Genomic DNA, 25,564 nt, shown 5'->3' with positions numbered 1-25,564 from the left:
CGTAGGCTCGCCCCGTGCTGACGACCCGCCACGGTGTGCGTGTCCTCGCGGCGGCCGACCTGGACGAATTCCTGGCACTCGCTCGCAGGGACCCGGTTGTCAACGTGTTCGCGATCCACCGGGCCCAGACCACGAGCCTCGAGCCGCGCTGGCTCGGAGGCGAGATGTGGGGCCGTTACGAGGGTGGGGAGCTGGTGGCCGCCTGCCACGTGGCCGCCAACCTGGTCCCCGTGCAGGCGACCCCCGAGGACGCTGTCGTCTTCGCCGAGCGCGCACTGGCCCGCCGTCGTACGGCGTCGACGATCGTCGGTCCGCAACAGGCCGTCCTGCCGTTCTGGGAGACCGTCGGCCCCGCGTGGGGCGCGCCCCGCGACGCGCGGTGGGACCAGCGGCATCTCGTCCTCGCGGGGGAACCCGAGGTCGACCCCGACCCCGGGGTGCGCCTGACCGCCCGGACCGATCTCGACGTGCTCTACCCGGCCTGCGTCGCGATGTACACCGAGGAGGTCGGGGTCTCGCCCGAGATCGGCGGTGGCTCCGACCTCTACCGCACCCGGGTCGTGCAGCTGATCAGCCGCGGCTGGTCGTTCGCGAGGTTCGACCGCGGCGAGCTGGTCTTCAAGGCCGAGGTCGCCTGCGCGACGCCCGACGCCGCCCAGATCCAAGGGGTCTGGGTGCCGCCGCACCGCCGCGGCGAGGGGCTGGCCGTCTCCGGGATGGCCGCCGTCGTCGCCCACGTGCGTCAGCGCATCTCGCCCGCAGTGTCGCTCTATGTCAACGAGTGGAACGCTCCGGCCCGTCGGGCCTACGAGCGGGTCGGCTTCCGGGAAACAGCCCGGTTCGCGACCGTGATGTTCTGACCCCGACCCCGAGGAGCTCCTGTGACCCGACCCCTTCGCACCGACGCCAAGATCGTCGTCGGCGCCTTCCTCGCATCAGGCACGGTGCACCTCGTGAAGCCCGAGGTCTTCAAGCCGCTGATGCCGTCGTGGGTCCCCGCCCACCGCGAGGTCATCATCGGCTCCGGGGTCGCCGAGCTCCTCTGCGCGGCGGGGCTGGCGATGCCGGCGACCCGCAAGGTCGCTGGCGTGGCCAGCGCCGCGCTGCTGCTGGGCGTCTTCCCGGGCAACATCAAGATGGCCGTCGATGCGATGCAGGGCTCCAACCGTCCGCTGCAGGCCGCCTCGCTCGTCCGGCTCCCGCTCCAGCTGCCGATGATCCGTGGCGCCTGGCGCGCTGGTCGCGCCTGACTTCTGATCAGCTCAGTCGTCGGCCGATGCGGACTGACGACCACGCTTCTCGACGTACTGGCCGGCATCGGCCGCGGCGAGCAGGCGCTCCAGGGTGCCCATGCCGTCGACGGCGCTCGTCAGCCCGACGCTGACACTCAGTCCGCGGGTGGCGCCGGCGGGGCCGATGGCCACCTTCGCCAGCGCGGCCCGCAGCTCGGCGGTCGCCCGCTCCACGTCGGTGGCCGTCCCGGCGGGGGCGGCGACCGCGAACTCGTCGCCGCCCAGCCGGCCGACCACGGCGTCGACGCCGTAGGCGCCGTGCAGCGCGCCGGCCACCTCGACCAGCGCCGTGTCTCCGAACGCGTGCCCGAGCTCGTCGTTGATGCCCTTCAGGCCGTCGACGTCGACCACCACGAGATGCACGGTGCGCCGCTCGGTGCGCGCTGAGGCGAGCAGGGCGTCGACCTGGGCTGCGAAGCCGCGCCGGTTGAGCGCGCCGGTCAAGGAGTCCTCGCGGGAGAGCCGTTCGAGCTCCTGCTCGCGCATCCGTCGCTCGGTCACGTCGCGGACGATCACCAGGGTCAGCCCGTCGCTGTCGAGGAACTGCTGGGTGAACTCGACCATCCGCGGCGTGCCGTCCTTGCGGACGATCACGTTGTCGTTGACCGCCGAGATGCGCTGGTCGACCTCCGCCTCCATCCGACGGCGGACCCCCTCGGGGTCGACGAGCGAGAGTGTGACCGAGGTCTGTCCGAGCAGCTCGTGCCGGGCGTAGCCGGTGAGGGTGCAGAAGGAGTCGCTGACCTCGAGGTACTCACCCTCGCGGGTGCACAGCACCATCGCGTCGAAGGAGCGCAGCAGGATCGTCGCGAAGAGGTCTTCGAGCGCCGCGAGGGGCTCCTCGACCGCCTCGTTGGCGAGTGCGGACTCTCCCTCGCGCACCCGCCGTGCGCGCTCCCGCCACGAGAGGCCGCGAGATGGGTCGGTCACGGACCAAGGGTAGGTGCGACCCACGAGGAGGGAACTGATTTCCGGCGTTCGGAATGCCCCGCCTAACCTGTGCCCATGATCTCCCGGATGTCGACCTTGTTCGTCCGCACGCTCCGCGAGGACCCTGCTGACGCCGAGGTGCCGAGCCACCGGCTGCTCGTGCGCGCCGGCTACATCCGGCGTGCCGCTCCCGGCATCTACACCTGGCTGCCGCTGGGGCTGCGGGTGCTGCGCCGGATCGAGGGGATCATCCGCGAGGAGATGGACGCCATCGGCGCCCAGGAGGTCTCGTTCCCCGCCCTACTGCCCCGCGAGCCCTACGAGGCCACCAACCGGTGGACCGAGTACGGCCCCAACATCTTCCGCCTCAAGGACCGCAAGGACGCCGACTACCTCTTGGGGCCCACCCACGAGGAGATGTTCACGCTCCTGGTGAAGGACCTCTACAGCTCCTACAAGGACCTGCCGCTCTCGATCTACCAGATCCAGACGAAGTACCGCGACGAGGCGCGCCCCCGCGCCGGTCTGCTGCGCGGCCGCGAGTTCACGATGAAGGACTCCTACTCCTTCGACATCGACGACGCCGGCCTCGACACCAGCTACCAGGCCCACCGCGACGCCTACATCGCGATCTTCGACCGGCTCGGCTTCGAGTACGTCATCGTGAAGGCCACCTCCGGCGCCATGGGCGGCTCGAAGTCCGAGGAGTTCCTCGCCAAGGCCGACGTCGGTGAGGACACCTACGTCCGCTGCACCCACTGCGACTACGCCGCCAACGTCGAGGCCGTCGAGGTGCGGGCCCCCGAGGCTCTCTCCTACGACGACGCGCCCGCGGCCCACGCCGAGGCCACGCCGGACACGCCGACCATCGCGACCCTCGTCGACCACCTCAACGAGGCGTTCCCCCGGGGCGACCGGGCGTGGACAGCCGGCGACACGCTCAAGAACGTGCTCGTCGTGCTGGTCCACCCCGACGGCACGAAGGAGCCACTGGCCATCGGTCTGCCCGGCGACCGCGAGGTCGATCTCAAGCGCCTCGGCGGGCAGCTCGAGCCGCTCGAGGTCGAGCCGATGGACGACGACGAGCTGCGCAAGCACCCTGCGCTCGTGAAGGGCTACATCGGCCCCGAGGTCCTCGGCAGCGAGGGCAAGAGCGAGATCCGCTACCTCGTCGACCCGCGCGTCGTGACCGGCAGCCGCTGGGTCACCGGCGCCAACGTCGCAGGAAGCCACGTGATCGACCTGGTCGCGGGCCGCGACTTCACGCCCGACGGCACCATCGAGGCCGCCGAGGTCCGCGACGGCGACGCCTGCCCCCGATGCACCGACGGCACGCTCGAGTCGGCGCGCGGCATCGAGATGGGACACATCTTCCAGCTCGGCCGCAAGTACGCCGCCGCGCTCGACCTGCAGGTCCTCGACGAGAACGGCAAGCTCGTCACGGTCACGATGGGCTCCTACGGCATCGGACCCTCGCGCGCCGTGGCTGCCATCGCTGAAAACTCCCTCGACGAGATCGGCCTGTGCTGGCCGCGCAACGTCGCGCCCTACGACGTCCACGTGGTCGCCGCCGGCAAGGAAGAGGGCATCTTCGCCGCGGCCGAGCAGCTGGCGAAGGACCTCTCGGCGCAGGGCCTCGACGTCCTCTACGACGACCGCGCCGGGAAGATCAGCCCCGGAGTGAAGTTCAAGGACGCCGAGCTGATCGGCGTACCGACGATCGTCACCGTCGGCCGCGGCCTCGCTGACGGCGTGTTCGAGGTCAAGGACCGCCGCACGGGCGAACGGTCCGACGTGGCCGTCGCCGATGCGGCCGCTCACCTGGCTGCCCTCGTCCGCAACTGACGGTCCGGGCGGCAGACATGGCGATCGACGCGGTCATCTTCGACTGGGGCGGCACCCTGACGCGGTGGCACGACATCGACTTCCACGCCGAGTCGCTGGCGCTGGCGGCCGCCGTGGTGGCGACGCCGGACAAGGACGATGACCGCCACCTCCACGCGCGTGCCCTGCATGAAGCGGGCGCATCGGTGTGGGGGAGGAGTCGCGACCACCAGCAGAGCGCCACGATCGCGGACCTCTTCACCGAGGCCGGTCTCGACCATGACCCCGAGCTGCTCACGGCCTACTACGAGTTCTGGGTGCCGCACACCGAGACCGACCCCGAGGTCGGGCCGCTGTGGCAGTGGCTCCGGGACGAGGGGATCAAGGTCGGGGTGCTGTCCAACACGATCTGGCCGCGCGCGTGGCACGTTGGCTTCTTCGAGCGCGACGGGGTCGATCACCTCGTCGACGGCGACGTCTACACCAGCGAGATCCCGTGGACGAAGCCCTCTCCGAAGGCGTTCGGGGCCGCGATGGAGGCGGTCGGCGTCACCGACCCGGCGCGCTGCGTCTACGTCGGCGACCGGTTGTACGACGACGTCTGGGGCGCCCACAACGCCGGCATGCGCGCCATCCACATCCCGCACTCGACGATCCCCGTCGACCAGATCGGCCACACCGAGGGCGACCCCGACGCCGTCGCCGAGCGGCTCGCGGATATTCCCTCGATCCTGGAGCTGTGGATTTCCGGCTGAGTCCCCTTCCGCCCGCAGCATTTCTGGTGTTGGATCCCATGCGTGCGGCTCGGGCCCGCCGAGCCCCTGGGGTAGAGGAATTTCTTCATGAATCTGCGTCGAACCCTGCGTATCGGGACGCTGGCGATCGGTCTGGCTGCCACGAGTCTGTCCCTGGCAACACCCGCGGATGCGCGGCCGGCTCCGGAGCACCGAGCGGCGCACTCCTGCATCACCCCGAAGGGCCATGACGCCGCTGCCGAGGCCCGCGGGCGCGGAGCCGGCGACACCCGCGCGATCTCCGCGAATGAGCAGCGCGCGATCCGCAAGCAGACCCACCGCATCCTCGAGCGCAAGGGCCACGTCGTGGCGCGGACCAGCGCCACGGTGCCGGTCTACATCCACAAGATGCTGTCGGCCAGCGGTGCCGGCGACGTGACCCAGGCGCAGATCGACGCGCAGATCGCCGAGCTCAACCAGGACTTCGGCGGCCAGGAAGCCGCGGGGACCGCGGCCGACACCGGGTTCACCTTCACGCTCGCGGGCGTCGACACCTATCGCAACAACCAGTGGCACGCCGACAAGCAGTCGACGAGCTACCGCTCGCGCACCCGCCTCGGCGGAAAGAACGCCCTCAACATCTGGTTGGTCGACTTCAACTACCTCGGCATCGCGACCTTCCCGTGGGACTACGCGCGCAACCCGGGCATCGACGGCATCCGCGTGCAGTACTCCTCGCTGCCGGGCGGTTCCGCCGCCAACTACAACCAGGGCAAGACGGCCAGCCACGAGGCCGGTCACTGGTTCGGGCTCTACCACACGTTCCAGGGCGGCTGCACGGCCACCAATGACGAGGTGAGCGACACCCCGGCGCAGAGCTCCTCGACCACGGGCTGCCCGGCGGGCCGTGACTCCTGCTCGCTGCCGGGTCTCGACCCGATCCACAACTACATGGACTACAGCTACGACTCTTGCTACAACCAGTTCACGCCGGGTCAGAGCACCCGGATGGACACCATGTGGGCGGCCTACCGGGCCTGAGCCACGGCTTCGCCTCCCTGGGCCCCCTGTCTCGCCGCTCCCAAGATGCGAGGCAGGGGGCCCTTCCGATCCCCGGACAACTGGTGTTGGATCCGAGGATGCGTCGAACCCTGCGAGTCTCAGCTCTGGCCGTCGGCATGGCCGCCGCGAGCCTGATGGTGGTCACCCCTGCCCATGCGCGGCCCGCGCCGGAGCGCGCCGTGCACTCGTGCATCACTTCGAAGGGCCACGACGCTGCCGCCGAGGCCCGCGGGCGCGGCACCGGTGACACCCGCGCGATCTCGGCCAAGGAGCAGCGCGCCATCAGGCAGCAGACCCGAGCGATCCTGGACCGCAAGGGGATCTCCCGACGCTCAGCAGCCCTCACCAGCGCCGTCGTGCCGGTCTACATCCACAAGATGCTGTCCAAGACGGGCGAGGGCGACGTCACGCAGGCCCAGATCGACGCGCAGATCGCCGAGCTCAACCAGGACTTCGCCGGACAGGAAGCGCCGTCCACCGCAGCCAACACGGGGTTCACGTTCACGCTGGCCGGGGTCGACACCTACTACAACAACTACTGGCACAAGGACCGGCTGTCCTCGGCCTACCGCAAGAAGACGCGCCTGGGCGGCAAGAACGCCCTCAACATCTGGTTGGTCGACTTCAAGTACCTCGGCATCGCGACCTTCCCGTGGGACTACGCCAAGAAGGGCAACGTCGACGGGATCCGGGTGCTCTACTCGTCGCTTCCGGGCGGCGCGGCAACCAACTACAACGAGGGCAAGACCGCGAGCCACGAGGCCGGTCACTGGTTCGGGCTCTACCACACGTTCCAGGGCGGCTGCACGGCCACCAACGACGAGGTGAGCGACACCCCGGCCCAGCAGTCGTCGACCGAGGGCTGCCCCGCGGGCCGTGACTCCTGCTCCCTGCCGGGCCTCGACCCGATCCACAACTACATGGACTACAGCTACGACCCTTGCTACAACCAGTTCACGCCGGGCCAGAGCGCTCGGATGGACACGATGTGGGCGGCCTACCGAGCCTGACCCACGGGGCTGCTGATTGCAGGTTTCTGCAGTGCAGTTTTATGAGGATCGCGGTAACGAGCACATCCGGGTCACTTCGTTGCATGATTGTGCACAGCAGCCCGGTGAGCCCCACCTTGCCGATGCTGCAGTGGCCGTTGTCCCCGGCCATGTGCGGTCCGCGATCCCGAGTTTCGGGGGACGTCTCGGGAGTTCCCCGAAGTCGGAGGTCGCGGACCGCAAGGCATTTTTAGAGCCCGGGGAGTCGCTCGGGTCCTCCGCCGAAGGCCAGCTCGCGCACGGCGGTGTCGAGGAGGGCGTCCACGCCCCAGGAGCGCGCCGAGCCCGTCGTCGAGGCGATCAGGAAGGCGTACGTCGACGCTGCCGACCGTTCGAGGGCGAGCGCGCGACCGCTCACGGCCGCCGCGGTGGACAGGTCGGCGGGCAGGTCGTAGGCCGGCTCGGCGGCGACGGGTTCGTGACCGGCCGCGACGAGGCGGTCGATGAGCTCGTCGCGGCGGCCGCGGTGGGTGACGTAGGCGTCGGTGACTGCCGCGTAGAGCGCCGGTGTCTCCGACCGCGAGGTCTGGCCGCCCAAGGCTCCGTAGACGAAGACGGCTGCATGCTCGGCGGCCAGGGTCGTCTGCAGCGCATCGGTCGCCGGGCTGCCGACCCGGTCGGCGCTCACGCTGCCACCGCCCGCTGCTGAGCGATCGCTGCCGCCATCGAGGCGAAGGTCTGGGCGAGTGCGCCGCTCTCGGCGGCGAGCGCGGCCGTCACCAGTCGGCCCTGGAGATTTTCCTCCGCGCGGAGCAGACGCGCGCGGGCCGTCTCGACGGTGCCTTTCACGACCTCCTTGCTCGGGTCGGCCGACTCGCCGAGCTCGTCGAGGTGGGCGTCGTGCAGGGCGACGAGATCGCGACTGAGGGGGCGCAGGCTCTTGAACGCCGTCCCGGTCGCCTTCGCAAGGGAGAGGGCGCCGGTGATCTGGTCGACGATCTCGACGACCAGGTCGCTGTCGGCGTCGGCCGCCGGCGCGGTTGGGTCCCCGGACGTCGCGGATCCGCGGCTGTCCCGGACGCCGCACCCGGACACGAGCAGGGCCGCCCCGGCTGCCGCGCCGCCGATCACGAGGCGTCGGGACGCAAGGGCGGCGGGGCGAGGCACCCGGTGAGGTTACAGCCGCTATCGTGGCGGAAGAGAGTCAGCACGGCCGCAACACCACAACCGCATCACCACAACAGGACACGGGGGTTTCACCCATGAGCTCGAGCCATCGCCCCGGGGCAGACGCCACCGTCACAGCAGTGTCGGCAGCCGTCGCCGGACCGCTCGAGAGCCTGGGCCTCGATGTCGAAGCGGTGGAGCTCACCCCGGCCGGCAAGCGCCGGGTGCTGCGGATCGCTGTCGACGCCGATGGCGGCGTCTCCCTCGACGACGTCGCCGCCGCGACCCGCGCGATCAACGAGGTCATCGACGAGACCGACGCGATGGGGGAGCAGCCCTACACGCTCGAGGTCACCTCTCGCGGCGTCGACCGTCCGCTCACGCTGTCGCGCCACTGGCGCCGCAACGCCACCCGCCTGGTGAAGGTCACCTTCACCGACGGCACCGACGTCACCGGCCGGATCGGCGACTCCGACACCGAGCAGGTGACGCTCGACGTCGACGGCTCCCCGCGCACTGTTGCCTACGCCGACGTGAAGAAGGCGCTCGTGCAGATCGAGTTCAACCGGAAGGACCGCGACTGATGGACATCGACCTCAACATCCTGCGCATGCTGGAGCGCGAGAAGGAGATCAAGTTCGACGTCCTCGTCGAGGCGATCGAGCAGGCGCTTCTCACGGCCTACCAGAAGACGCCCGGTGCCCACGAGCACGCGCGGGTCGAGCTCGACCGCAAGACGGGGCACGTCACCGTGCTCGCGCCCGAGCTCGATGACGAGGGCAACCGGATCGGCGAGTTCGAGGACACCCCCGACGGCTTCGGCCGGATCGCGGCGACGACGGCGAAGCAGATCATGCTGCAGCGGTTGCGCGACGCCGAGGACGAGATCAAGTACGGCGAGTTCTCCGGCAAGGAGGGCGACATCATCTCGGGCGTCATCCAGCAGGGGCGCAACCCCGACGACGTGCTGGTCGACCTCGGCAAGATCGAGGCGATCCTCCCGGTGAGCGAGCGGGTGCCCGGCGAGGACTACCGCCACGGCACGCGCATCAAGTGCCTGGTCGTCTCGGTCCGCAAGGGGATGCGCGGACCGCAGATCACGCTGTCGCGCTCGCACCCCAACCTGGTCAAGAAGCTCTTCGCCCTCGAGGTGCCCGAGATCGCCGACGGCACGGTCGAGATCGCGGCGATCGCCCGTGAGGCGGGCCACCGCACCAAGATGGCGGTGCGCTCGACGGTGAGCGGCGTCAACGCCAAGGGCGCTTGCATCGGTCCGATGGGTCAGCGGGTGCGCTCGGTGATGTCGGAACTGCACGGCGAGAAGATCGACATCGTCGACTGGTCCGACGACCCGTCCGAGCTGGTGGCCCACGCGCTGTCCCCGGCACAGGTGTCCTCGGTGACGGTGGTCGACCCGGCGACGAAGTCGGCGCGGGTCGTCGTACCCGACTTCCAGCTGTCCCTGGCGATCGGCAAGGAGGGCCAGAACGCCCGCCTCGCCGCCCGCCTCACCGGCTGGCGGATCGACATCCACTCCGACGAAGAAGGCGCCTGATCGGAACGTCGGGCGGCGTCGGAGCGTCTACCAGGTATGCGCACCCTCGCCGCGATCGGCGCCCTGCTCCTGCCTGTGGTCCTGTCGGCCTGCGGTGAGGAGCCCTCTGGCCCCCAGCCCGCTGCGGCCGAGCCGGGGGAGTGGGGCACCGAGCACCTCAACGGCGAGCTTGCGGTCGACTTCCCGACCTTGCTGGTCACCGAGCGCGACGACGCACTGGTGCTGATGCTCTCCGACGACGGGGTCCTGCAGTCGCACCTGTCGACCGAGGGCGGTCGGTTCGTGGAGGGTGAACCGCTCGATCTCGGCGAGCAGTACGCCGCCGTTGGCGACGCGGTCCGCCTCGCCGATGGCAGTTGGCTGGCGCTCGGCAACGCTGGCACGGTCGAGGTCGACGGCGATGAGGAGTTCACCTACGATCCGCTGGCGCTGCGGAGCGATGACGGGCTGGTGTGGGAGCGGGTCGAGGCGACCGGCTTCAGCGACCCGGTGGAGTTCAACGACATCGAGGTCGTGGACGACCAGATCGTGGCCGTCGGTGCCTACCGGACCCTCGACGACCCCGGCATGGGCGGCTTCGAGGCGAGGGCATGGACGAGCACGGACGGGAAGACCTTCGACGAGGTCGCGTTGCCGGACGTGCCCGACTACCGCGGCTACGACGACGAGTCGTACGCCGGCGACGTCGTCGTTGTGGACGACGCTCTGCTGGTCTCGGGGCGGATCGGCGGCACTGCCGCGCTGTGGCGCACCAGCGACAACGGCGCCACCTGGTCGCGGGTGGCCGCCACCGAGCTCCGGGACGTCTACTCGATCTCCGGACTCGGTGCGGTCGGGTCGAGCGTCGTCGCGACCACGGCGGGCTCCAGCACCGCGGCGCTGCGTTCCGACGACGGCGGCGCGACCTGGGAGCCGGTCGACGCGCTGCCGCTCGACGACGAGGCCGAGGGATGGGCGCCGCTCTGGGTGGGCGCGGGCCGCTTCTTCACGCTGACGGGCGTTGACGACATGAGCTGGTCGCAGCCCGAGGTCTGCTATGCCGACATCGAGCAGTGCTCGTATGACCAGCAGCCCCGGCCGCAGGTCGTCGTGAGCGCGGACGGCGCCACCTGGACGGGCGTCGAGCTGCCGGGGGAGCAGGAGCCCGATGAGATTGTCGGCACGGCCGACGGCCGAGTCCTGATCATGGTTGCAGAACGGGGCGGGGTAGCCGTTCACACCTGGCCCGCCGACGCTGATCTGCCCGTTGCCGAGGGCGCTGCGGGTCCGGAGACGGTCGAACTGGTCACGGTGCCCGAGGGCGAGCGACCCGAGGTTGGCGTGCGCTACCACGCGCCGATGTTCGTCCACTGCGGCATGGACTGGTTCTGGTTCGGCGACGGCACGTGGCGCCGTACTGATGACGGACCTGACGTCGAGACGGGCGCGGGCGACGGCCCGCCCGCGGGCTGGCCGCTGGCGGAGGGGCAGCAGACGCTCTACGGCTACGCGACCGTCACGGACGACGGGCACCTCGACTACAGCCTGGAGGACGGGACCGTGATCGCCACCTACGAGCGCCGATCCGGTGCTCCCGGCTGCGATTGACCCGGGTAGGCGCCCCGGTTTCGAATTTCAGTCGCCCCAACGGGTAGAGTTGCCCGCTGGTGGCACGCCGACGGATTATCTCGACGTCGCCGGACGATTTTCTCCTCGAGGGGCCCGTCCGGACGTGCATCGGATGCCGGAAACGGGCTGCCAAAAGCGAGTTGTTGCGTGTGATCGCCGGCTCGGACACTGACGGCCAACCAGCCGCCGTGCCCGATCCCGACGGGACCGCGCCCGGTAGGGGAGCACACCTGCACCCCACCTCCGGGTGTTACGACCTCGCGGTACGCCGGAAAGCCTTCTCCCGCTCACTACGGGCCGAGGGTGGGCTGTCCAGCGCACCGGTGGGCGACTACCTCGACTCGCACCCGCAAGAGCAGTGACCGTCCTGACAAGAAACTGGAGCAGCAGCTCATGAGCACTCGATGAGTACTTCGCGATGAGCCAGTTCGTTCTGCAGCACCCACCAACGGTCTAAGACTCCCGGAAGAACCGGGTCTTGGGCCAAAAGGAGAGACGTGGCCAAGACCCGAGTTTCCGAACTCGCGAAGCAATACGGCATCCCCAGCAAGGAAGCGCTGGAGAAGCTCAACGCCATCGGCGAATTCGCCAAGACGGCATCCTCGAGCATCGAGCTCCCGGCCGTGAAGAAGTTCGAGGCCGCCTACGCGGCCGAGCTCCTCGCCGGCCAGCAGGCTGCGGGCGCGCCCGCCGCTGAGCCCGAGGCCAAGAAGGCTGCCCCCAAGCCCGGCCCGAAGCCGAAGGCTCCCGCCCCGGCCGAGACCGTCGAGTCCGTCGAGCCGGCGCCGGTGGTCGAGGAGCCGGCTGCTGCCGCGCCCGCGCCCGCCGCGCCCGTCGTGGAGGAGCCCCCGGCTGCTCCCGAGCCGCCGGCCGAGCCGACCGCGACCGAGGCTCCCGGAGCCCCCAAGCCCGCCACGCCCAAGGCGCCCGCGCCGCGGCCGGTGGGCAAGCCGGCCGGGACCCCGCGTCCCGGCAACAACCCGTTCGCGTCGAGCCAGGGCATGGGCCGTCGCCCCGCCCCGGCCCCGCGTGAGGGCGAGGCCGGTCCTGCCGGTCCGCGTCCGCCGGCAACCCCGGGCGGACGCCCCGGCATGCCGCGCCCCAACCCCGCGATGATGCCCAAGTCTCCGGCTGCCTTCGGCGCCGGACCCGGCGGTCGTGGTCCCGGACGTCCGGGCCCCGGTGGCCCCGGTGGCGCCCGCGGTGGCCCGGGTGGTGCCCGCGGCGGTGCTCCGGGTCGTCCCGGCGGCGGCGTCGGTGCCGGTGCCCCCGGTCGCGGTGGCCCCGGTGGTGGCGGCGGCTTCGGCCCTCCTGGCGGTGGTGGCGGCCGTCCTGGTGGCGGCAACCGTCCCGGCCAGCGTGGTCAGACCCAGGGTGCGTTCGGTCGTCCGGGCGGTCCCGCCCGTCGCGGCCGCAAGTCGAAGCGTGCGCGTCGTCAAGAGTTCGAGGCCATGGAGGCCCCGACGCTGGGCGGCATGCGGGTCCGCAAGGGCAACGGCGAGACCATTCGCCTCGCTCGTGGCGCCTCGCTGACCGACTTCGCCGAGAAGATCGGCCTCGACGCCGCGGCGCTCGTGCAGATGCTCTTCCACCTCGGCGAGATGGTCACCGCGACCCAGTCCGTCGGTGACGAGACGTTCGAGCTGCTCGGTGAGGAGCTCAACTACGTCGTCGAGATCGTCTCGCCCGAGGACGAGGACCGTGAGCTGCTCGAGTCGTTCGACCTCGAGTTCGGTGCCGACGAGGGTGACGAGTCCGACCTCGTCGTCCGACCGCCGGTCGTGACCGTCATGGGCCACGTCGACCACGGTAAGACCAAGCTGCTCGACGCGCTCCGCGGAGCCAACGTGGTGGCGGGCGAGGCCGGTGGCATCACCCAGCACATCGGTGCCTACCAGGTCCACACCGAGGTCGACGGCAACGACCGCCGCATCACCTTCATCGACACCCCGGGTCACGAGGCGTTCACCGCCATGCGTGCCCGCGGTTCGCAGTCGTCCGACATCGCGGTCCTGGTGGTCGCGGCCGACGACGGCGTCATGCCGCAGACGGTCGAGGCGCTCAACCACGCCAAGGCCGCCGGTGTGCCGATCGTGGTGGCGGTCAACAAGATCGACAAGCCCGACGCCGACCCGACCAAGGTCCGCGGTCAGCTGACCGAATACGGTCTGGTTCCCGAGGAGTACGGCGGCGACGCGATGTTCGTCGACGTCTCGGCCAAGGCCGGGCTCAACCTCGACAAGCTGCTCGAGGCGGTCGTCCTCACGGCCGACGCGTCGCTCGACCTCCGGGCCAACCCGACGCAGGATGCCCAGGGTCTGGTCGTCGAGGCGCACCTCGACCGCGGTCGCGGTCCGGTCGCGACGATCCTCGTCCAGCGCGGCACGCTGCGCGTGGGTGACTCGATCGTCGCCGGTCCCGCCTACGGCCGGGTCCGCGCGATGCTCGACGAGCACGGCGACGAGATGACCGAGGCCGACCCGGGTCGCCCGGCGATGGTCCTGGGTCTCTCGGCGGTGCCCGGTGCCGGCCAGAACTTCATCGTGGTGGAGGACGACCGAGTCGCCCGCCAGATCGCGGAGAAGCGGGAGGCGCGCGAGCGTGCCGCCCTCCAGGCCAAGCGCCGCATCCGTCGCACCCTCGAGGACTTCATGGCCTCCATGGAGAAGGGCGAGAGCCAGGAGCTCAACCTCATCCTCAAGGGCGACGTGTCCGGTTCTGTCGAGGCCCTCGAGGACGCACTCGCTGCGATCGAGGTCGGCGACGAGGTCTCGCTGCGCGTCATCGACCGTGGTGTCGGTGCGATCACCGAGGCCAACGTCAACCTGGCGGCCGCGTCCGACGCGATCATCATCGGCTTCAACGTCCGGGCTCAGGGCAAGGCCGCTGAGCTCGCGGACCGCGAGGGCGTGGAGATCAAGTACTACTCGGTCATCTACCAGGCCATCGAGGAGATCGAGGCCGCGCTCAAGGGCATGCTCAAGCCGGAGTACGAGGAGTCGACCCTCGGCCAGGCGGAGATCCGCGCGATCTTCCGCTCGTCGAAGATCGGCAACATCGCGGGCTGCATGGTCATCGGCGGCGTCATCCGACGCAACGCCAAGGTGCGCGTGCTCCGCGACGGTGCGGTCATCGCCGACAACCTCGACCTCGCCTCGCTCAAGCGGGAGAAGGACGACGCGTCGGAGGTCCGGGAAGGCTTCGAGTGCGGTCTCGTGCTCAAGAACTTCCAGGACATCAAGGATGGCGACATCGTCGAGGCCTTCGAGATGAAGGAGATTCCTCGCAGCTGAGGGACCCTTCGCAACTGATTGCTCAGCTACGCCGCCCGTCCCCGGTATCGGGGCGGGCGGCGCAGCCGTCTTACTGATAGGAACAGCTCATGGCTAACCCGCGCGTGCGCAAGATCGCGGACCGCATCCAGGTGATCGTGGCCGAGATGCTCGAGCGACGCATCAAGGACCCGCGGCTGGGTTTCATCACGATCACTGACGTGCGCCTGTCCGGCGACAGCCAGCACGCCACGCTCTACTACACGGTGCTCGGCGAGGCCGAGGAGCAGGCGGCCACGGCCGCGGCGCTCGAGTCGGCCAAGGGCGTGCTGCGCTCGGAGGTCGGCAAGCAGCTGGGCATGCGCCTGGTGCCGACGCTGGCGTTCGAGCTCGACGTGATCCCCGAGGGTGCCCGGCACCTCGACGAGGTGCTGGCGAAGGCTCGCGAGGCCGACGAAGCGGTCGCTGCTGCTCGCGAGGGTGCCCAGCCCGCCGGCGAGGCCGACCCCTACAAGAAGCCGCGCGAGGTCGTCGAGGACGTCGACGACGAGGACGACGAGGACGAGTGACCGAGCCCAACGGGCTGGTCGTCGTCGACAAGCCCGGCGGCCTCACGAGCCATGACGTGGTGGCGCGTGTGCGCCGCCTGGCGGGCACCCGCAAGGTCGGCCACGCCGGCACGCTCGACCCGATGGCGACCGGCGTGCTGGTCCTCGGCACCGGCCGGGCGACCCGTTTGCTCGGCCACCTGATGCTCACCGAGAAGGCCTACGACGCCACGATCCGGCTCGGGGTCTCCACCGTGACCGATGACGCCGAGGGCGACGTGGTCGCGACCGCCGCGACCGATGGGATCACCGAGGACCAGGTCCGCGCGGCGCTGTCGGCGTTCGTCGGTGACATCGAGCAGGTGCCGACCGCGGTGTCGGCGATCAAGGTCGACGGCAAGCGGTCCTACCAGCGGGTCCGCGACGGTGAGGACGTCGAGCTCAAGGCACGGCCGGTCACCGTCCACGAGCTGACGGTGGTTGAGGTGCGAGCGCCAGCGAGCCTCGAAACCCCGACGGTCGACGTCGACATCTCGATGCGCTGCTCGAGCGGCACCTACGTCCGCGCGATCGCGCGCGACCTCGGCGCAGCGCTCGGCGTCGGCGGCCACCTCACCGCGCTGAGGCGGACAGCGGTCGGTCCCTACGGCCTCGGCGCCGCACGGACCCTCGAGCAGCTCGCCGACGACTTCGCCGTGATGCCGATCGAGGAGGCAGCGCGAGCGGCCTTCCCGTCGTACGACCTCGATGCGGAGCAGGAGCAGGACGTCCGCTACGGCCGAGCGCTCCCGCTCGACATCGTCGACCTCACCGCCGTGTTCGCGCCCAGCGGTGAGTTCCTCGCGCTCTACCGCCCCGAGGGTGGCAGGGCGCGGCCGGCCGCAGTGTTCGTAGGCTGACCACATGTCGTTCGCCCGGGCAGTGCTCGTGGGCGCGACCCTGGTGCTCGTCGCCGGGTGCAGTGGCGGCGGTGCCCCCGACCGCGAGCCGGTCGCCTCGCCGACCGTCGTGACGACGAAGGCGCCGTTCGGCATCGACGTGCCCGCCGGCACCAGCGGGTCGATGGTCGCCGCACGCGACGGCGAGCTGGTGAGCTGCGCAGGGTGGGGCGCATCGGACCGCGCCGCTGGCACGGCGGCCGGGTGCGACACGGTCTATGACATCGGGTCGATCACCAAGCAGTTCACGGCGGCGGCGGTGCTCACGCTGGAGGGGGACGGGCGGCTTCGGGTCACCGATCGCATCGACACCTACTTCGACGGCGTACCGCCGGACAAGAGGGCCATCACCATCGAGCACCTACTGACCCACACCTCCGGTCTGGTCGACGTCCTCGGCGGCGACTACGAGGCAGTGTCGCGGTCCGATCTCGAGACCGCCGCCCTCGGCTCGGCGTTGGTCAGCGCGCCAGGGGAGGCCTACCTCTACTCCAACGTCGGCTACAGCCTGCTGGCCGCGATCATCGAGAGGGTGTCCGGCGTCGACTACGAGGTCTACCTCGCGCGGTCGTTGTTCGAGCCGGCGGGCATGACCAGCACGGGCTACGTGCTGCCCGACTGGGAGCGGTCGACGATCGCCATCGAGTACGACGCCGCCGGTGCCTCGCACGGACGGCCCAACGAGCAGCCGTGGGCCGCCGACGGGCCGTACTGGAACCTGCGTGGCAACGGCGGCCTGCTGTCCACGCCCCGTGACATCTTTCGCTGGCACCTCGCGTTGGAGGGCGACCGAATCCTTGACCACGACGCGAAGGTCGAGCTCTTCGCGCCTCGCGTCCGGGAAGAGCCGCGCGGTGACACCTTCGCCGCCTTCGGCTGGGTCACCCAGGAGACGTCGGTCGGACGACTGCTCTGGCACAACGGCGGCAACGGACTGTCCTACGCCGAGCTCGCCCGGATTCCCGACGCGGAGCTGATGGTCTTCTGGGTCACCAACGCTGTCCGCGGTCGCGAGCCGGCGTGGAACCTCGAGAAGCGCGGGCAGCAGATCACCGAGGGCATGGTCGGGCGACTGCTCGCCGCATCGGATCAGTAGTCTGACGCTCGTGCAGGTGTGGCGAGAGCTCGGGGACGTGCCCGAAGAAACGCTGACGGCGTCGCGGAGCGTCGTCACGATCGGCAACTTCGACGGCATGCACCTCGGGCACCAACACGTGGTGAGCCGGACCCGCGAGCGTGCCGAGGAGATCGGCGTCGAGACCGTCGTCGCGGTGACCTTCGACCCGCACCCGATCGCCGTCCTGCGTCCCGAGCACGCGCCGCCGACGCTGACGACCATCGACGAGCGCCTCCGCCTGATGGGCGAGGCGGGCGTCGACGCTGTGCTGGTGATCCCCTTCTCGCGAGAGATCGCGGCCTGGACCCCGCAGGAGTTCATCGACCGGATCCTCGTCGACAGCCTCCACGCGAAGGCCGTCGTCGTCGGTGCCAACTTCCGCTTCGGCAACCGGGCTGCGGGCGATGTCCACACCCTCGCCGACGCAGGGGGCGCCCAGGACTTCACCGTCGAGGCGGTCCAGCTCGACGGTGGCCCGCAGGTCTGGTCGTCGACCTACGTGCGCACCTGCCTCGCCGCCGGCGACGTCGCCGGCGCTGCCGAGGCGCTCGGCCGTCCCTTCGTCACGCGCGGGGTGGTGATCGAGGGCGACAAGCGCGGCCGCGAGCTCGGCTTCCCGACCGCCAACGTCCCTGTGGTGGCCGGTTCGGCCGCACCTGCCGACGGCGTCTACGCCGGCTGGCTCACCCGCCTCGACGGCGCCTCCGAGACCAGGCTCCCCGCGGCGATCAGCGTGGGCACCAACCCGACGTTCGACGGGCAGCGCGACCGCCGGGTCGAGGCCTACGTCCTGGACCGCACCGACCTGGCGCTCTACGGCGTCGAGGTAGAGGTTGCCTTCATTGAGCGGATCCGCGGCATGGTGAGGTTCGACGGCATCGACGACCTGTTGGTCGCGATCGCTGACGACGTGGAGCGCACTCGCGAGATCCTCGGGTCATGACAGCGACTCCGGGCGGACCTGCCGTCCCCGATGTCGGCGCCGAGCGCGCCGCCGCCGAGGCCTGGTTCGCCCACCACGGCCTCCCGTGGTTCGTCGACGACGTCCGGGCCGACGTCGCCGACCGCCTGAGCCGGCTGCCGATCGTGGTGGTCGGCATCGTGGCGATCGCCATCAGCGCCGGCACCGCGTGGGCCGTCGACAAGTCCTCGGCGCCGTCCTACGACATCGTCGCCGGCACCAGCGCCGGCCTGCTCACCATCGCCGTCTACGCGCTGGTGGCACTGCGCACGATGCCGATCGCGCGGTGGGCGTTGCGCCGGGCGTTGGGCAGCCTCGGTCTGCTCCTACCGCTGGCCACCCGTGCGCTGCCGATCCTGATGCTCTTCATCACCTTCCTCTTCATCAACACCGAGGTCTGGCAAGTGGCCTCCGCGCTCCACGGCGGGGTGCTGTGGGCAGCGGTCCTCTGCTTCGTCGCCGTCGCGCTCGGCTTCCTCGTGCCGCGCCTGGCGCAGGAGCTCGACCAGTTCGACGACCGGGTGCAGCTCGACGAGGTGCTCGCCGGCACGGCCAACAGCCCGCTGGAGGCCGCCGCTCGCCGGATCAGCGCCTCCGACGTCAGCCTGCCCGACCAGGCGCAGGTGACCGGGCTGCAGATGGTCAACCTCGTGCTCGTGCTCGTCATCGCCCAGACCGTGCAGGTGTTCCTGCTCGCGATCGCCGTGTTCGCCTTCTTCGTCGGCTTCGGCAAGCTCGTCATCGACCCGTCGGTGATCACGTCGTGGGTGGGCGACGGCCATCCGTCCTACCCGCCCGGGCCGCACCTCGTCAGCCTCGAGCTGCTGCACGTGTCGTTCTTCCTGGCGGGCTTCTCCGGGCTCTACTTCACCGTCGTCGCGATCACCGACGAGATCTACCGCAAGGAGTTCTTCACGGTGATCATGGAGGAGCTCGCTCGCGCGGTCAGCATGCGCGTGATCTACCGGATGCTCGCCGAGGACGACGGCGCTAGCTGACCGTCACGGGCACACCGCTCAGGGCGGCGTTGCCCGAGACGTCGAGGCGTTCGGGGTCGGTGAGGTCGTTGATCGACACCCCCGCGACCTCGTCGGCGACGCCGAGTCGGGTGCCCTCGCGCCCGTGCCCGTAGCCGTGGGGGAGTGACACCACGCCCGGCATCATGTCGGCGCTCGCCTGCACGTCGACCTTCACCGAGCCGACCCGGGACGTGACGGTGACCAGGGCGCCGTCGCTGAGGCCGCGGGCGTCGAGGTCGTCGGGGTGCATCAGCAACTGGTGGCGGGGGCGGCCCTTGGTCAGTCGCTCGCTGTTGTGCATCCAGGAGTTGCAGTCCTGCTTGTGGCGCCGGCCGATGAGCACCAGCTCGTCGGCCGACGGCGCAGCGGTCGCGGTGAGCCGGGCGAGGTCGTCGATCACGAGTGCGGGTGCCAGGTCGATCGTGCGGTCGCGGTTGCGCAGCCGTGCGGGCAGCTGGTCGGGACGCAGCGGGCCGAGGTCGATGCCCTCCGGCTTCTTGCGCAACCGGGTGATCGTGACGCCGGAGTCGCCCCGCGCGAGCAGGACCTGGATCATCCGGGTCGGGCTGATCGACATCCGAGCCCGGAGCTTCGCGCGATCTGCGATGCCGCGGCGGGGGCGCAGCCGGTCGGTGATCCGCAGCGCCAGGTCGCGGTAGATCTGCCAGTCGTGGCGGCTGTCCTTCCCCGCCGGAAGGGCCGCGGGCGTGAACCGTGCCGTGTTGCGCACTGCCAGCGCGTGGAAGACCAGGTCGTAGTGGTCGCGTTCGAGGGCGGTCGTCGGCGGCAGGATGACATCGGCGTGACGGGTCGTCTCGTTGATGTAGATGTCGACGGCGGCCATGAAGTCGAGTCCGGCGAGGGCGGTGTCGAGCCGCGCGCCGTCCGGTGTCGAGAGGACCGGGTTGCCCGACAGCGTCAGCATCGCGCGGATCTGCCCGTCGCCGGGGGTCTCGATCTCCTCGCGCAGGGCGGCCACGGGCAGCTCGCTGGAGGTCTCGGGGAGGCCGCGGACCCGGGACGTACGGCGACCGTGGCCGCCGCGCCCGATCAGGCCGGTGCCGACGATGTCGATGGCCGGTGAGGTGAACATCGCCCCGCCCGTGCGGTCCAGGTTGCCGGTCAGCACGTTGAGCAGGTTGATCGCCCACTGGCAGATCGACCCGAACTCGGTCGTCGAGACCCCGATCCGGCCGTAGGCCACCGCGCCGTCGCTCGACGCGAGGTCACGGGCGATCCGCACGATCTCCTCGGCGGCGACACCGCTGTGCTGCTCGGCGAGGGCAGGGGTGAAGGGCGCGACCGCCGCCTCGACCGCGGCCAGCCCGACGGCGTACGACGGAGCCGTCGCGACCCCGTCGACGAAGAGCTGGCGCACCATCGCCAGCAGGATCCACGCGTCGGAGCCCGGGCGCAGGAAGTGGTGCTCGGTGGCGACCTTCGCCGTCTCGGTGCGGCGCGGGTCGAAGACGACCATGCGTCCGTCGCGCGCCTTGAGCTCGCGCAACCGGCCGGGGAAGTCGGGCACGGTCATCAGGGAGCCGTTGGACGCCATCGGATTGGCGCCGAAGACGAGGAAGTAGGACGTGCGGTCGATGTCGGGGATCGGCAGCAGGAGCTGGTGGCCGAACATCAGGTGCGCCATGAGCTGGTGGGGGAGCTGGTCGACCGAGGTCGCGCTGAACGTGTTGGGCGTGTGCAGTGCCTTCACGAGCGCCGTGCCATGGGTCATCGAGCCGAGGCTGTGGACGTTGGGGTTGCCCAGGTAGATCCCGAGGCTCGACCGACCGTGCGCGTTGACCACGCCGGCGATGCCGTCGGCGACGAGGTCGAGCGCCTCGTCCCAGCCGATCTCGGTCCACGCGCCGGTCGTGCGGTCACGCCGTACGGGACGGCGGAGCCGGTCGGGGTCGGCCTGGATGTCGCCGATGGCCACGCCCTTGGGGCAGATGTGGCCCCGGGAGAGCGGGTCGTCAGGATTGCCGCGCGCGCCGGTCACCTGACCGTCCTCGATCGTCAGGAGGAGGCCGCACATCGCCTCGCACAGGTTGCACACGCCGATCTGCTGTCGGCCGTTCTGATCAGCCACCTCGTCATCGTGGCAGACGCCGATGACGATTGGGACGCGCTCGGCTCCGCTGTTAATCTTGTGCGGTTGCCGTCTAACGGCCGCGGATCAAGAGTGCCCCGGTGGACATGCCCGGGCGCGCCGCGCAACGAACCGGAAGGAAACCTGAGAAGCATGGCTATTGGTACCGACGCGGAGACCAAGAAGAAGATCATCGCCGAGTACGCCACGACCGAGGGCGACACCGGTTCCCCCGAGGTGCAGATCGCGCTGCTCAGCCACCGCATCAGCCACCTCACCGAGCACCTCAAGCAGCACAAGCACGACCACCACAGCCGTCGTGGCCTGCTGCTCCTCGTGGGTCAGCGCCGCCGGCTGCTGAACTACCTGAAGAAGACCGAGATCGAGCGTTATCGCTCGATCGTCGAGCGCCTCGGCCTCCGCCGCTGATCGCGTCCGACCAACATGTGTGGAACGGGTGGTCCCCTCGTGGGGGCCGCCCTTTCCGCATTTCGCGCACACGTCGCTACTGTGAGCCTTCAGACATCTAGTCCAATGACTGCGGGGCAGCGTGCTCCGCGCCGTACGAATAAGAGAACATCTTGACTGAACCCGTCATCTCCGCCGTAGAGACCGTTATCGACAACGGCAAGTTCGGCACCCGCACCATCAAGTTCGAGAACGGGCTTCTCGCCCGACAGGCCGCCGGTTCGGTGACCGCCTACCTCGACGACGACACCATGCTGCTGTCGGCGACCACCGCCGGAAAGCACCCGAAGGACCACTTCGACTTCTTCCCCCTGACGATCGACGTCGAGGAGCGGATGTACGCCGCGGGCCAGATCCCCGGCTCGTTCTTCCGTTCCGAGGGTCGCCCGGGCGAGGACGCGATCCTCACCTGCCGCCTCATCGACCGACCGCTGCGCCCGACCTTCAAGAAGGGTCTGCGCAACGAGGTCCAGGTCGTCATCACCGTCCTGGCGCTCAACCCGGACGCCCCCTACGACGTGCTCGCGATCAACGCGGCGTCGATGTCCACCCAGCTCTCCGGTCTGCCGTTCTCCGGCCCGGTCGGTGCCGTGCGAGTGGCGCTGATCGACGGTCAGTGGGTCGCCTTCCCGAGCCACAGCCAGCTCGAGGACGCCGTCTTCGACATGGTCGTCGCGGGTCGGGTCACCGAGTCCGGCGACGTCGCGATCATGATGGTCGAGGCTGAGGCCACCGAGCAGACCTGGACCAAGGTCCAGGACGGTGTCCAGGCGCCGACCGAGGCCGTCGTCGCCGGCGGTCTCGACGCCAGCAAGCCGTTCATCAAGCAGCTGGTCGACGCCCAGATGGAGCTCGCCAAGGCGGCCGCCAAGCCGATCCAGGAGTTCCCGATCTTCCTCGACTACGAGGACGACGTCTTCGAGGCCGTCGAGGCCGCTGTCCGCTCGGACCTCGCCGCTGCGATGAAGATCGCCGACAAGACCGAGCGCAACGACCGCACCGACGAGCTCAAGGACAACGTCCTGGCCTCGCTCGGCGCCCAGTTCGAGGGCCGCGAGAAGGAGATCGGCGCGGCTTTCCGCTCGGTCAACAAGCAGCTCGTGCGCGAGAGCATCCTGCGCGACAAGATCCGCATCGACGGCCGCGGCCTGGCCGACATCCGGCCGCTGCACGCCGAGGTCGGCCTGCTCCCGCGGGTGCACGGCTCGGCGCTGTTCGAGCGCGGCGAGACCCAGATCCTGGGTGTCACCACGCTCAACATGCTGAAGCTGGAGCAGCAGCTCGACACCCTCTCCCCGGAGAAGTCGCGCCGCTACATGCACAAGTACGTCTTCCCGCCGTTCTCCACCGGTGAGACCGGTCGCGTGGGCTCGCCCAAGCGCCGCGAGGTCGGCCACGGTGCGCTCGCGCGCCGCGCGCTGCTCCCCGTGCTCCCCACCCGTGAGGAGTTCCCCTACGCGATCCGTCAGCTGTCGGAGGCCATGGGCTCCAACGGCTCGACCTCGATGGGTTCGGTCTGCGCGTCGACCATGTCGCTGCTCCAGGCCGGTGTCCCGCTCCGGGCCGCCGTCGCGGGCATCGCGATGGGTCTGATCTCGGGCGAGGTCGACGGTGAGACGCAGTACGTCGCGCTCACCGACATCCTCGGCGCCGAGGACGCGTTCGGTGACATGGACTTCAAGGTCGCCGGCACCCGCGAGTTCGTGACTGCCCTGCAGCTCGACACCAAGCTCGACGGCATCCCGGCCGAGGTCCTCGCTGCGGCGCTGACCCAGGCCAAGGACGCCCGGATGGCCATCCTGGACGTCATGGCCGAGGCCATCGACGCCCCGGACGAGATGTCGGTCCACGCCCCGCGGATCATCACGATCAAGGTGCCGGTCGACAAGATCGGCGAGGTCATCGGGCCCAAGGGCAAGGTCATCAACCAGATCCAGGACGACACGGGCGCGACCCTGTCGATCGAGGACGACGGCACGGTCTACATCGGTGCGACCAACGGCGAGGCTGCTGAGGCTGCCAAGCAGGCCGTCAACGCGATCGCCAACCCGACGATGCCCGAGGTCGGCGAGCGCTACCTCGGCACCGTCGTGAAGACGACCAACTTCGGCGCCTTCGTCTCGCTCATGCCCGGCAAGGACGGCCTGCTGCACATCAGCAAGCTGCGTGACCTCGCCGGCGGCAAGCGCGTCGAGAACGTCGAGGACGTCGTCTCGGTCGGCCAGAAGATCCAGGTCAAGATCGCCGAGATCGACGACCGCGGCAAGCTGTCGCTCGTCCCCGTCGTGGAGGGTGCGGAGTCCGACTCCGAGGCTCCCGCCGAGGACGCGGAGTAGTCCTTAAGTGACCACGCCTGTCCCGACGGCCGGCCAGCGTCTCGCTGGCCGGCCGTCGGCACTCCCCAGCACTATCCCGGCGAGCACCACCCCGGCTGGCCGGGCCTCGACGCGCACCCTCGAGACGGTGCGTGACGCGGCGGGTCATGTCACCTCGCAAGTACGCCGGACAGTGCTGCCGTCCGGTCTGCGCATCATCACCGAGCAGATGGCCGGCGTGCGGTCGGCCTCGATCGGCGTGTGGATCGGCGTCGGCTCGCGTGACGAGACCGCGACCACCCACGGCGCCTCCCACTTCTTGGAGCACCTGCTCTTCAAGGGCACCGACGAGCGTTCGGCGCTCGACATCTCCATCGCGCTCGACGCGGTCGGGGGCGAGTTCAACGCCTTCACTGCGAAGGAATACACCTGCTTCCACGCGCGGGTCCTCGGCGAGGACCTGACGCTCGCGGTCGACGTGCTCGGCGACATGATCACCGGCTCGCTGCTCGAGTCCCACGACGTCGACGCCGAGCGCGACGTCATCCTCGACGAGATCGCGATGCACGAGGACGACCCCGACGACGTCGTCCAGAACCTGCTCGCCGAGCTGGCCTGGGGGAGCGGCCCGTTGGGACGGCCGATCGCCGGCACCACCGAGTCGATCGAGGCGATGTCGCGCGCCCAGATCCAGCGGTTCTACAAGCGCCACTACCGCCCCGACAACATGGTGATCTCGATCGCCGGTGCGGTCGACCACGCTGAGGTCGTCAAGGCGGTCCGGGCGTCGTTCGGTCGCCACGGCTTCCTCGCCACGACGGCTGAGCCCGTCGGTCCGCGGCCGGCCCGCAAGCACGCGCGCATCCGCGGCGACGAAGGGCGGATCTCTCGACCCTTCGAACAGGTCAACGTGGTCCTCGCAGCTGAAGGCATCACCCGTGACGACGACCGGCGCTTCGCCCTCGGTGTCCTCAACACCGCTCTGGGCGGCGGCACCTCCAGTCGCCTCTTCCAGGAGGTGCGCGAGCACCGCGGCCTGGCCTACTCCGTCTACTCCTTCGCGACCCACTACGCCGACTCGGGTCTGGTCGGCGTCGCGGTCGGTTGCCTGCCCGGTCGCCTCGACGAGGTGCTCGAGGTCGTGCGCGTCGAGCTGTCCCGCATCGCCGCCCACGGGATCACAGCCGAGGAGCTGGCGCGCGGCAAGGGCCAGCTGATCGGCGGGCTCGTCCTGGGCCTCGAGGACAGCGCCTCGCGGATGATGCGCCTCGGCAAGGCCGAGCTCGTCTACTCCGACGTCCTCGGCATCGACGACGTCATGGCGCGCATCGAGGCCGTCTCGCTCGAGGACGTCCAGGCGATCGCCGCCGAGGTCTTCAGTCGCCCTGAGCTGCTGGCCGTCGTCGGCCCGTAGGCCCAGGTTCGTCGAGTAGCTGGCGAGCGCAGCGAGCCGCGTATCGAGACGCAGTGACGTGCCCTCGGCCCCGGCCACTGCCAGTGGTTGCGGTCGGCGTACGCCTCACCGCGTCTCGATACGCGCCGTCACGGCTTCGCAGGCTCAGCCGTGGGCGCTACTCGACGACCACGCTTGCTGAGCGCGTGCCAGCCGCTCGCGAGCTCGCGGCAGGCAGGCGCTCAGCGGCGCCCGATGATCCCGACGACGGGGGGCATGTCGC

General features: G+C 70.1%; 23 protein-coding genes. 19 read left to right on the top strand and 4 right to left on the bottom strand.

The genetic code is table 11. From position 1 onward, the window contains the following. Nucleotides 1-14: 14 nt before the first annotated feature. Nucleotides 15-860, top strand: a complete 846-nt coding sequence (locus F0U44_RS00115; protein WP_149726257.1) for a GNAT family N-acetyltransferase — start codon at nucleotides 15-17, stop codon at nucleotides 858-860. Between the two features lie 21 nt (nucleotides 861-881). After that, nucleotides 882-1,250, top strand: a complete 369-nt coding sequence (locus F0U44_RS00110) for a DoxX family protein (protein WP_149726256.1) — start codon at nucleotides 882-884, stop codon at nucleotides 1,248-1,250. Between the two features lie 12 nt (nucleotides 1,251-1,262). Here F0U44_RS00110 and F0U44_RS00105 read toward each other — a convergent pair whose 3' ends face one another. Then, nucleotides 1,263-2,222 (bottom strand): sensor domain-containing diguanylate cyclase, encoded by a 960-nt coding sequence (locus F0U44_RS00105; RefSeq protein WP_149726255.1) that lies wholly within the window; start codon nucleotides 2,220-2,222, stop codon nucleotides 1,263-1,265. Between the two features lie 75 nt (nucleotides 2,223-2,297). On the opposite strand from F0U44_RS00105, the gene F0U44_RS00100 reads away from it, so the two are divergent. The 4 genes from F0U44_RS00100 to F0U44_RS00085 all read left to right on the top strand — a co-directional run bounded on the left by F0U44_RS00100 (nucleotide 2,298) and on the right by F0U44_RS00085 (nucleotide 6,852). Further along, nucleotides 2,298-4,067, top strand: coding sequence for a proline--tRNA ligase (locus tag F0U44_RS00100; protein ID WP_149726254.1), 1,770 nt, complete (start codon nucleotides 2,298-2,300; stop codon nucleotides 4,065-4,067). Between the two features lie 17 nt (nucleotides 4,068-4,084). Then, nucleotides 4,085-4,801 (top strand): HAD family hydrolase, encoded by a 717-nt coding sequence (locus tag F0U44_RS00095; RefSeq protein ID WP_149726253.1) that lies wholly within the window; start codon nucleotides 4,085-4,087, stop codon nucleotides 4,799-4,801. Between the two features lie 87 nt (nucleotides 4,802-4,888). Continuing rightward, nucleotides 4,889-5,821: a zinc metalloprotease gene (locus tag F0U44_RS00090; protein ID WP_149726252.1), complete on the top strand. Its 933-nt coding sequence runs from the start codon at nucleotides 4,889-4,891 to the stop codon at nucleotides 5,819-5,821. Nucleotides 5,822-5,919: 98 nt separating this feature from the next. Beyond that, nucleotides 5,920-6,852, top strand: a complete 933-nt coding sequence (locus tag F0U44_RS00085; protein WP_149726251.1) for a zinc metalloprotease — start codon at nucleotides 5,920-5,922, stop codon at nucleotides 6,850-6,852. 229 nt (nucleotides 6,853-7,081) lie between these two features. Here F0U44_RS00085 and F0U44_RS00080 read toward each other — a convergent pair whose 3' ends face one another. Beyond that, a complete protein-coding gene (locus F0U44_RS00080) occupies nucleotides 7,082-7,519 on the bottom strand; it encodes a ferritin-like domain-containing protein (protein ID WP_149726250.1) in 438 nt (145 codons plus the stop codon). Continuing rightward, a complete protein-coding gene (locus F0U44_RS00075) occupies nucleotides 7,516-7,998 on the bottom strand; it encodes a hypothetical protein (RefSeq protein WP_149726249.1) in 483 nt (160 codons plus the stop codon). Before F0U44_RS00075 ends, F0U44_RS00080 begins: the two co-directional genes overlap by 4 nt. 95 nt (nucleotides 7,999-8,093) lie before the next feature. On the opposite strand from F0U44_RS00075, the gene rimP reads away from it, so the two are divergent. The 10 genes from rimP (at nucleotide 8,094) to F0U44_RS00025 (ending at nucleotide 18,995) form a co-directional block, all read left to right on the top strand. Further along, on the top strand, nucleotides 8,094-8,582 hold the full coding sequence (rimP, locus tag F0U44_RS00070) for a ribosome maturation factor RimP (protein WP_149726248.1): 489 nt from the start codon (nucleotides 8,094-8,096) through the stop codon (nucleotides 8,580-8,582). Beyond that, the gene (gene nusA / locus F0U44_RS00065) at nucleotides 8,582-9,553 is read left to right on the top strand and encodes a transcription termination factor NusA (protein ID WP_149726247.1); all 972 of its coding nucleotides are present in this window, start codon (nucleotides 8,582-8,584) and stop codon (nucleotides 9,551-9,553) included. Before rimP ends, nusA begins: the two co-directional genes overlap by 1 nt. A 36-nt stretch (nucleotides 9,554-9,589) precedes the next feature. Further along, nucleotides 9,590-11,140 carry a WD40/YVTN/BNR-like repeat-containing protein gene (locus tag F0U44_RS00060; RefSeq protein WP_149726246.1) on the top strand — a complete coding sequence of 517 codons (1,551 nt, stop codon included), beginning with the start codon at nucleotides 9,590-9,592 and terminating at the stop codon, nucleotides 11,138-11,140. Between the two features lie 59 nt (nucleotides 11,141-11,199). Beyond that, nucleotides 11,200-11,523 (top strand): YlxR family protein, encoded by a 324-nt coding sequence (locus tag F0U44_RS00055; RefSeq protein ID WP_281292610.1) that lies wholly within the window; start codon nucleotides 11,200-11,202, stop codon nucleotides 11,521-11,523. Nucleotides 11,524-11,658: 135 nt separating this feature from the next. Further along, nucleotides 11,659-14,454 carry a translation initiation factor IF-2 gene (gene infB / locus F0U44_RS00050; protein ID WP_149726245.1) on the top strand — a complete coding sequence of 932 codons (2,796 nt, stop codon included), beginning with the start codon at nucleotides 11,659-11,661 and terminating at the stop codon, nucleotides 14,452-14,454. A gap of 89 nt (nucleotides 14,455-14,543) precedes the next feature. Next, a complete protein-coding gene (rbfA, locus tag F0U44_RS00045; protein WP_149726244.1) occupies nucleotides 14,544-15,002 on the top strand; it encodes a 30S ribosome-binding factor RbfA in 459 nt (152 codons plus the stop codon). Then, entirely contained in the window at nucleotides 14,999-15,880 is an 882-nt protein-coding gene (gene truB / locus F0U44_RS00040; RefSeq protein ID WP_149726243.1) for a tRNA pseudouridine(55) synthase TruB, read from the top strand. The genes rbfA and truB overlap by 4 nt, the downstream gene beginning before the upstream one ends. A 4-nt stretch (nucleotides 15,881-15,884) precedes the next feature. Next, nucleotides 15,885-17,015 (top strand): serine hydrolase domain-containing protein, encoded by a 1,131-nt coding sequence (locus F0U44_RS00035; RefSeq protein WP_149726242.1) that lies wholly within the window; start codon nucleotides 15,885-15,887, stop codon nucleotides 17,013-17,015. 10 nt (nucleotides 17,016-17,025) lie between these two features. Then, on the top strand, nucleotides 17,026-17,979 hold the full coding sequence (locus tag F0U44_RS00030; protein ID WP_149726241.1) for a bifunctional riboflavin kinase/FAD synthetase: 954 nt from the start codon (nucleotides 17,026-17,028) through the stop codon (nucleotides 17,977-17,979). Further along, complete coding sequence (locus F0U44_RS00025) at nucleotides 17,976-18,995, top strand: hypothetical protein (protein ID WP_149726240.1); 1,020 nt, start codon at nucleotides 17,976-17,978, stop codon at nucleotides 18,993-18,995. The genes F0U44_RS00030 and F0U44_RS00025 overlap by 4 nt, the downstream gene beginning before the upstream one ends. On the opposite strand, the gene F0U44_RS00020 is transcribed toward F0U44_RS00025, so the two are convergent. Further along, complete coding sequence (locus F0U44_RS00020) at nucleotides 18,988-21,105, bottom strand: molybdopterin-dependent oxidoreductase (protein ID WP_246160197.1); 2,118 nt, start codon at nucleotides 21,103-21,105, stop codon at nucleotides 18,988-18,990. The genes F0U44_RS00025 and F0U44_RS00020 overlap by 8 nt on opposite strands. Nucleotides 21,106-21,258: 153 nt before the next feature. On the opposite strand from F0U44_RS00020, the gene rpsO reads away from it, so the two are divergent. The 3 genes from rpsO to F0U44_RS00005 all read left to right on the top strand — a co-directional run bounded on the left by rpsO (nucleotide 21,259) and on the right by F0U44_RS00005 (nucleotide 25,302). After that, a complete protein-coding gene (gene rpsO / locus F0U44_RS00015) occupies nucleotides 21,259-21,534 on the top strand; it encodes a 30S ribosomal protein S15 (protein ID WP_136593170.1) in 276 nt (91 codons plus the stop codon). 152 nt (nucleotides 21,535-21,686) lie between these two features. Next, nucleotides 21,687-23,909: a polyribonucleotide nucleotidyltransferase gene (locus tag F0U44_RS00010; RefSeq protein WP_149726239.1), complete on the top strand. Its 2,223-nt coding sequence runs from the start codon at nucleotides 21,687-21,689 to the stop codon at nucleotides 23,907-23,909. A gap of 7 nt (nucleotides 23,910-23,916) precedes the next feature. Beyond that, nucleotides 23,917-25,302 carry a M16 family metallopeptidase gene (locus tag F0U44_RS00005; RefSeq protein ID WP_306461697.1) on the top strand — a complete coding sequence of 462 codons (1,386 nt, stop codon included), beginning with the start codon at nucleotides 23,917-23,919 and terminating at the stop codon, nucleotides 25,300-25,302. Nucleotides 25,303-25,564 lie beyond the last annotated feature (262 nt).

The sequence above is a fragment of the Nocardioides humilatus genome, assembly GCF_008373755.1.
In the GTDB taxonomy this organism is placed as follows: Bacteria; Actinomycetota; Actinomycetes; order Propionibacteriales; family Nocardioidaceae; genus Nocardioides; species Nocardioides humilatus.
This window is presented reverse-complemented; position numbering and strand designations above follow the sequence as displayed.

Coding starts and splice junctions, on each gene's coding strand:
- nusA (WP_149726247.1), top strand. CDS start 8,582: ATGGACATCGACCTCAACATCCTGCGCATGCTGGAGCGCGAGAAGGAG.
- F0U44_RS00025 (WP_149726240.1), top strand. CDS start 17,976: ATGACAGCGACTCCGGGCGGACCTGCCGTCCCCGATGTCGGCGCCGAG.
- F0U44_RS00095 (WP_149726253.1), top strand. CDS start 4,085: ATGGCGATCGACGCGGTCATCTTCGACTGGGGCGGCACCCTGACGCGG.
- F0U44_RS00035 (WP_149726242.1), top strand. CDS start 15,885: ATGTCGTTCGCCCGGGCAGTGCTCGTGGGCGCGACCCTGGTGCTCGTC.
- F0U44_RS00090 (WP_149726252.1), top strand. CDS start 4,889: ATGAATCTGCGTCGAACCCTGCGTATCGGGACGCTGGCGATCGGTCTG.
- F0U44_RS00060 (WP_149726246.1), top strand. CDS start 9,590: ATGCGCACCCTCGCCGCGATCGGCGCCCTGCTCCTGCCTGTGGTCCTG.
- F0U44_RS00100 (WP_149726254.1), top strand. CDS start 2,298: ATGATCTCCCGGATGTCGACCTTGTTCGTCCGCACGCTCCGCGAGGAC.
- rpsO (WP_136593170.1), top strand. CDS start 21,259: ATGGCTATTGGTACCGACGCGGAGACCAAGAAGAAGATCATCGCCGAG.
- F0U44_RS00085 (WP_149726251.1), top strand. CDS start 5,920: ATGCGTCGAACCCTGCGAGTCTCAGCTCTGGCCGTCGGCATGGCCGCC.
- rimP (WP_149726248.1), top strand. CDS start 8,094: ATGAGCTCGAGCCATCGCCCCGGGGCAGACGCCACCGTCACAGCAGTG.
- rbfA (WP_149726244.1), top strand. CDS start 14,544: ATGGCTAACCCGCGCGTGCGCAAGATCGCGGACCGCATCCAGGTGATC.